Source organism: Niastella sp. sgz303648, from assembly GCF_059587045.1.
This window is the reverse complement of record NZ_JCAPSW010000007.1, coordinates 538,568-545,590: the sequence shown is the minus strand read 5'-3', so window position 1 is coordinate 545,590 and position 7,023 is coordinate 538,568. Positions and strand designations below refer to the sequence as shown.

Sequence of the window (7,023 nt, the reverse complement as noted above, 5' to 3'; positions counted from 1 at the left end):
ACTTCTTTATTCGCCTGGTAACGTCAAGGACCGAATGGTTACTTATTTAGTAAAGAGGCTCCTTTATATGTAAAGACTTTGCCCTGGTTTATTTTCTTAACCTTTATAGTTGAAAGATTTGCAAATTAGTGGGCAGTAAAATATGGCAGTAATCATAATATTTTTAATGTTTTTATGATTATACAGTTCCTGTTTTTTTGTTTTATACTGTATAATATGATTCAGCGACCAACCGTTAGAAAATGGATAGTATATGCTGTTTGTATGTATCTGGTATTTGCCATTCCGCTTATTTTTTTTATTCAGGGAATTAATAATTTCAATACAATAGTATTTTCTGTAGGTGGATTTGTGTTGACAGTTTTGAGCGGCTATTATCTATATGAACTTTTTAGGGTACCGGGTAAAGCAAACCTGTTTCATACAACTTCTTTTTGGATAGCCGGTGGTATATTATTTTATCATTGTTGTACAATACCGCTTATTACTGCCCAAAGTTTGTTACTGCATTGTACCCCGTTTGAATTAATAATAATGCATATTGTTTTAACACTGATATACTGTACTAGTTATTTAATGTTTGCAATAGCATTTATGTATCATTTAAATCGCGAAAGTCAGTTTTAATATCATGAGAACAGGGATTATATTATGGCTGCATGCTTGATTTTAATCAATTTGAAATAGGGTTTTCACGGTTTGTATATTTTTTTCATACCTTTTCTAACCTTTATCACTATAAGGTCCCGCTAAAGAATATTCAAAAAATATTTATGTACCCAATATGAATAAACAAGAAATAAATGTAGCACTGGCAGATGATCATAGCCTGTTGCGCGAGGCATTAGCTTCACTGATTAATACGTTTGAAAATTGCAAGGTACTTTTTACAGCTTCCAACGGACAGGAAACTCTCGAAAAAATAAAACACAGTCAGGTCCCTGATGTACTTATACTTGATTTGAATATGCCCTTGCTGGATGGATATGAAACTTCGGCCTGGCTTCAAAAAAATTATCCGAATGTTTATGTCTTGATGTTAACAATGTACGATACCGATGTAACACTTATACGCCTGTTGCAGGCGGGTGTGCGGGGATTTCTAAGGAAAGATATACATCCCGTAGAACTGAAGTACGCTATCTGGTCGGTCATGGAATCGGGATATTATTATTCGCATCAGGTGACCGATAAACTGGTAAACCTGTTCCGTAATTCCGTAGAAGATATTACGCAAAGGAAACCTCTTCTCAGTGAACAGGAACTACAGTTTCTGAAATTCAGCTGCACTGAATTGACTTATAAAGAAATTGCAGGGAAAATGAATCTGAGCCCCCGTGCGGTAGAGGCTCTACGCGATCAACTTTTCGGCAGGTTAGATGTAAAAAGCCGTGTAGGCCTGGCCATGTTTGCCATACGACATGGACTGGTAACTTTTTAATAATATCTTAAATTAAACCATTATCTGCAAAAGAGAAATAACCATATTTCGACTATTACTATAAAATTTCAGATATCGAATTGGAGAAAAATAAAAAACGCAAAAGCAAAAAAAGAACAGGGAAAATTCAATGCATTTGAAGGCTATGTCAATACGGTTGCGCTGGGCCGGTTAAACATAAAAAGCCGTGTATGCATAGCCATGCATTACGACATTGGCAAAAAAAACCAGCATATCATGCTGGTCGTAATTTGTTCCCTAACCTTTTTGAAATCCACGTTACATCATATCATCCTTTTTGCCTTTACCCGTACCACCTCCTCAACATTTTTTTCCTTTTTCTCTTCTAACTGCTTCTCCTTTTCTTCCACCTGTCTTTTATGGAATAAATCCTTGTCTTTTTTCTCGAATGTACCCACAGCTATTATTTGCATGCTTCCTGCTGCAGAAACTTCAATTGCTTTTCCATTCACCCCCAATCTCTGTTTTACGCATAAAAGCCATTGGCTTACGCCTGCAGGTATTGAGAAAAGGAATTCAAATTCCGGTTTGCCATTGTTGATTTTGACCCAATCGCTATACTGTCGCGCATGGGTTACCGGTTTGTCGCCTTTATGCCAGCATAGCAGAATTACTTCATAATAATAGCAATTCACTTTATAACGTTCTATCCACTGCGAAGGGTGACGGTCAACCTGCAGGTTCACCAGTATTTTTTGGGAGGTAATACTAGCCGCTCCCTTAATGCATCCCTTATTGACATGTGGGTTAACGACATTAACATCCATTCCCGGCAGTTGACTCAATAACAAAAAACGGTTATCTGCCGGTTCCTTTCTGAAATGCTTTTGCAGCAGGTTATAAAAATCAGGTCGTTTTAAACCATCGGCATATCCACCAATGATGCGATTAAGCTCACTGCCCAATCTGCTTAGGAACTTGGTACGTTTACGTTGCAGTTGAAAAGCCACGCTGGTGCTTTTGGGAACAGCAGCCTTACGAACATAATTTCCGAATTTGCTGTTAACGAATACAACATCCCCGAGTTTTCCGCTTAGTTTTATCGCTGACTTTACCTTTGCCATATTATTTAAATTTTTTGGTGAAGGGTCAAATAATAAATTAAATAAAGGGTACGGTAAGTAGTAATCATAGGAACTATCTAACCATCCAATTAATCAGGAACAATCGAAAAACCTATGCTCGCAGGAAAATTTGCTTTTACAAAGCTGCTGCCAAAATAATAATTCCAGGTAATCCTAAAAGTTGATGAAAGGGCAATGCCTGCGCACAATGAATTCAAAGAAAAAGGTTTGGTATCGTCTTTAAGAATGTTAGTATAAAACGTGCCATTTCCAAGTACATACCCAAATCTATAATTAGAGAAAAAAGTAATGGCTGAGTTCGACAGCGTATAAAAAAAGGAACCTTCAATTCCCATATCAAAGTTAATGGCATACTCATTTTTCTGGGTTCCAAGTTTCGGTACATCGCACGAGATCCTTGGCGCAACAATTAGCTTAAAACAAAACCTTTCGCTTTTTATATAACTGCTTTCATAATTCAAAATTGGCGTGCTTAAGTTGATAGTGAAGTTGCCACCGCCCCCTAAGAGTCTTTGCACTGCATCTTTTTGTAATTCGGCTGAGTCCGTAACTTTGAGGCTGTCTCTGTAACTTTGCTTATTACTAATTAATACCCCAACGCCCACGCAAACAAATTCAGCGTAATCCGAATATATCTCGCTGTAAAGCGACGCCTTACCACCGTCTGGTGAATAAAACAGATTACTGTTCTTTAGAAATCGTGCAGAGTTCTCTTTTACTTCATTGTTATAAAATAGCTGAGCATCTGTTGAGTTGCGAACGGGAAACAATTCTAATTTCCCTGATGTTCGATACCGGTACATCATTTCATTCGATAGATCGTATAATATTTTAACAACCTTCAATTGATCTTTCTTTTTTTGCTCAATTTTTAATAATTCGTCTTTTAACGCTGATATTTCTTCAGTATCATCTGTTGCTTCTATTTTTTTCGCTATCGAATCGATCTTTTTTTCATAATAACCATTTATTATTTGCTCCTTTTCATAAGCTTTTTCTTTAACTTCTAATGAAAGTTCCGGATACGAAATGCGTTTCGAACTATCGTTAAATGCTATTAACCCCATCCCGGTTGTATCAGGTTCTGAAATTTTAAGGAATAATTTTTTGCCCTGCTTATCAGCATAATTAAAGGGAACAATTTGTGCTATTGAAAGTCTTCCAATCAACAGCATGAAAAAGAAAAATATTAAGTTTTTCACGATAAATTAATTTAGATGTTTACAAAAAAAATTGCTTGCATATTGACAAGTCCGGAGTTCGGTTTACTGCTGGCATACAGGGTTCCAACTGCCTACTGCCCTGGGTTTAAAAAATCCCCTTCTCCAAAAAATTGAAGAAGGGGAAATGAATAAAGGCTACCCTCTCTCTACTTTAACAAGTGTAAGGGAATTGAAGCCTCCGTTTTTCATCGAATGCAGGGTTCCGTTGAGCTCCTGATAAAACTCAATACCCAGTGCCATAAAAAGGGGCAAAGTGGTATTGGGCGTTACCGCATGTTGCAGGTTTATAACTGGCGTAGTGGTATTATCCAGTTTTATTTCTGCAAAGTGCTCTTTGTCATCATTGCTGAATGTTCCGTTCTCAAAATCAATGGCTGCACCGCCACTTACAATCCGGCAATGCGTGGCCCCTGGTGGGCTAACGATTTTGTTGCCCGGAACAAAAGGTGGAATGGTAATGGTTAATATGCCCGCTGTTCGATCGATGCTCCAGCTATAAGTGCCGAAAAAGCTACTGGTTAATGGGCTTTTGATGTTGAACTCAAAACCCTGAAGCAATGTCACATCGCCCTTTGTAACCGTTCGTTCACCACGAGCGCTGGTTGTATCCGCATTTTGGGCCTTCTTAACCCGCTGCACCAGGCGACTGTGTACCCTGTTATCAGCTGCGTTAAGCAACAGGGTTCTGAAGGCAAGGCGAACCAGTTTAGCCGTTTTTCCCGACCGGCCAAACTCTGCGCCGTTTTGCCGGGTTAGCTCAAACGCGGGATCGGTTTTCATTCTCTCTTTGCTTATTTCCGACTTTTCTTTAACCTTGTAACCGTCTCCATCTTTGTAATAGGTTAAATCACCCATCGACCCCTTTATTCTGTGGGTCCCTTTTTGTTTTGGCATAATCGTAAATTTTAAAAGTGAACAATGGTTGGCCGCGGTCCAACAAAAAAATCAGTATTAAAGTGTCTTATAACCTCTGTCAGTAAGTATGTTCTATGTATCTCAGAAGTATGGTTTTAGTATACTTAGTGTATCCATCATGTATACCTCAGGCATAGCTCCGGCAAGGTTCAGGTATGACCTAAGTATCCCAACAGTATCCGAACAGTATATTAACAGTATCAGATTCATAGGGAGCACATACTAAAAGCATACATACCACATACATTCATTTCGTAACAAAAGTGATATACCCTCACATGCTTTTTTGCATAGATGATCCCGAGTCGGGAAAGATTTTGTCCTGAGCGCCCTGAGCGGAGTCGAAGGGTAGAAGATTCCATCCTGAGCGAAGTCGAAGGATGAGCACAGTTGAAGGATCGAAGAATTAAAGAAGCCGAAGAATGCAAACAGTATATGGAAAGATAAGTACAGGCGCTGGCGCCCATTCAATCCTTTTCCTCTATCTTTCTTTGCAGTGAAGTTGTCATTTTGTTCAGCAGCTTGGTTTGTACTAATTTCCGCATTTTTATATCCTGAAAAATATCATAGTAATTGCCAAGATCGATATGAAAGGTTTGTTCAAAATTCATAGCAATTGACCTCAAATCGGCCTGCCCGTTATTGAATACGCCTGTTAAATAAAGCGAATAAATAAGTTCAACTGCATCTGTTTTGCTTGCGGTCCACGTGAGGGAGGGAGTATTCGAAGAAGTTATAGGTGATAAACTTGCCCGGTTTTCTCCGTCCATTAGTAATTTTTCAAGGTAAACAAGAAGTCGTTTGTTAGCCTCAATGCGTGCAAGAATATAGTCGTAACCCGTGCTGAAAGTCGTATCAGCTTCAAAATAAAAACTATCCGGTATAAGACGAATATCAAAATGTCCACGCACAAAATATTTGTCATCAAAGTGGGTGCTATTGGTTCGGCAATAACTGTAAAAATGCACGTGATCTGTAAAAAACTGTTTTAACTTATACAGTTCGCGCTTCAGGTAGGCACGTTGTATAATTTCACTCCCTTCATTCCACTGGGAATAAATGTTGAAAACCGCTTTATGGTATATAAGCGGGCTTAAAAACTGCGGTTTGGTGTGCTTAAAAAAACGTATTTCCTCCGCTTGGTCTGCAAACCCACATTCCAGGGTAAGTGTTTTGAGTTGCTGAAGATAATCGCGGCAAATCTGTATAGCTGCCTCTGCTTTAGGCAATATATGGCTGCCTGAATCTTCTATAGTTGTAAGTTGTTGTGTGAAGGATGCAATTAATTGCTCTCCGGCTTCATGTAGCTTTGTCAAAGTATAGCATTTAGGTGGCAAAATCGTTGCTACTATGCGAGCCGAAGCCAAACTATATAAATAAGCATTTATAGCAATGGGAAAAACCTCAGAATTGAATGTGAATTTTCACATTTCTCTCCCCATATAGGGAAAGAATAGGGAAACCGGGTTACCGGAAATCCACAGCTGCTTAACTTTGATGAATCTTATAATAAGCGTAAATTCAGCCTTTAATATAACCTTAGCCCATGGATGTACTTAATATTATTTATTTTTCAATACTTGCAACGGGTTTCCTGGTTTCATTAAGTATATATCTCGAAAAAAACGCTCCCCGGTATTTAAAATTTTTCCCTCCCTTTTTGGCCTTGACTTTTTGTGTGGAAATGATAGGATATTATATGAGGATCAGGCATGTGGGTAATATCCCCATGTATAATTTCTTTACAATTGTTGAGTTTATTTTCTATTTCTCGGTTTTGTATTTTGTTATCGGCCAGCCCGCAATACGAAAGGCGATTTTAATGGCTGTCTGGGTTTACCCCCTGATTGCATTGCTTAATATTTTCTTTTTCCAGGGGTTAAATACCCTGCACACCCATACTATTAATCTGGGCGCCGTTTTGATCATAGTTTTTTGCATTGTTTATTTCTATGAACTGATCAAGCATACAGTTCATGCCAAACCTTTACGGGCATCTGCCTTTTGGATTTGCAGCGGCCTGTTATTTTTTTATACGTTAACGCTGCCTATCATGGCTGCAAAAGGGCTTAACCTGCTACAACGCCCCTATTACCGTTTGTTAATGTCAACACCTAATTATTTGCTCTATAGCTTATTTACCATGGCATTTTTGTGCCGGATTAAATATCCGAAAAACCCTGAGCGTAGTCGAAGGGTGAGCGCACTCGAAGGGTGAGCGCCCTGAGCGTCCTGAGCGTAGTCGAAGGATCGAAGGATCACAACATCCTGAGCGTAGTCGTAGGATGAGCGTAGGTGAAATTCTCAAAAAAATAATCATTAGCTGGCATTTCGAAAA

The 7,023-nt window shown here is 38.7% G+C and carries 6 protein-coding genes; 2 read left to right on the top strand and 4 right to left on the bottom strand.

Translation table 11 applies throughout. From position 1 onward, the window contains the following. The first annotated feature begins 784 nt into the window (after positions 1-784). Positions 785-1,441 (top strand): response regulator, encoded by a 657-nt coding sequence (locus AC59IL_RS22665; RefSeq protein ID WP_496554483.1) that lies wholly within the window; start codon positions 785-787, stop codon positions 1,439-1,441. Between the two features lie 284 nt (positions 1,442-1,725). On the opposite strand, the gene AC59IL_RS22660 is transcribed toward AC59IL_RS22665, so the two are convergent. The 4 genes from AC59IL_RS22660 to AC59IL_RS22645 all read right to left on the bottom strand — a co-directional run bounded on the left by AC59IL_RS22660 (position 1,726) and on the right by AC59IL_RS22645 (position 6,001). Then, positions 1,726-2,526 (bottom strand): hypothetical protein, encoded by an 801-nt coding sequence (locus AC59IL_RS22660; RefSeq protein ID WP_496554482.1) that lies wholly within the window; start codon positions 2,524-2,526, stop codon positions 1,726-1,728. Between the two features lie 89 nt (positions 2,527-2,615). After that, entirely contained in the window at positions 2,616-3,749 is a 1,134-nt protein-coding gene (locus AC59IL_RS22655) for a hypothetical protein (RefSeq protein ID WP_496554481.1), read from the bottom strand. Positions 3,750-3,905: 156 nt separating this feature from the next. Then, the gene (locus AC59IL_RS22650) at positions 3,906-4,664 is read right to left on the bottom strand and encodes a hypothetical protein (protein WP_496554480.1); all 759 of its coding nucleotides are present in this window, start codon (positions 4,662-4,664) and stop codon (positions 3,906-3,908) included. Positions 4,665-5,152: 488 nt separating this feature from the next. Next, positions 5,153-6,001, bottom strand: a complete 849-nt coding sequence (locus AC59IL_RS22645) for an RteC domain-containing protein (protein WP_496554479.1) — start codon at positions 5,999-6,001, stop codon at positions 5,153-5,155. 230 nt (positions 6,002-6,231) lie between these two features. Here AC59IL_RS22645 and AC59IL_RS22640 point away from each other — a divergent pair, with 230 nt between their 5' ends. Then, the gene (locus AC59IL_RS22640; protein ID WP_496554478.1) at positions 6,232-6,903 is read left to right on the top strand and encodes a hypothetical protein; all 672 of its coding nucleotides are present in this window, start codon (positions 6,232-6,234) and stop codon (positions 6,901-6,903) included. The last annotated feature ends 120 nt before the right edge of the window (positions 6,904-7,023 follow it).

Excerpts from the sequence above, each read along its gene's own strand:
- AC59IL_RS22665 (WP_496554483.1), top strand. The coding sequence starts at position 785 with ATGAATAAACAAGAAATAAATGTAGCACTGGCAGATGATCATAGCCTG.
- AC59IL_RS22660 (WP_496554482.1), bottom strand. The coding sequence starts at position 2,526 with ATGGCAAAGGTAAAGTCAGCGATAAAACTAAGCGGAAAACTCGGGGAT.
- AC59IL_RS22650 (WP_496554480.1), bottom strand. The coding sequence starts at position 4,664 with ATGCCAAAACAAAAAGGGACCCACAGAATAAAGGGGTCGATGGGTGAT.
- AC59IL_RS22640 (WP_496554478.1), top strand. The coding sequence starts at position 6,232 with ATGGATGTACTTAATATTATTTATTTTTCAATACTTGCAACGGGTTTC.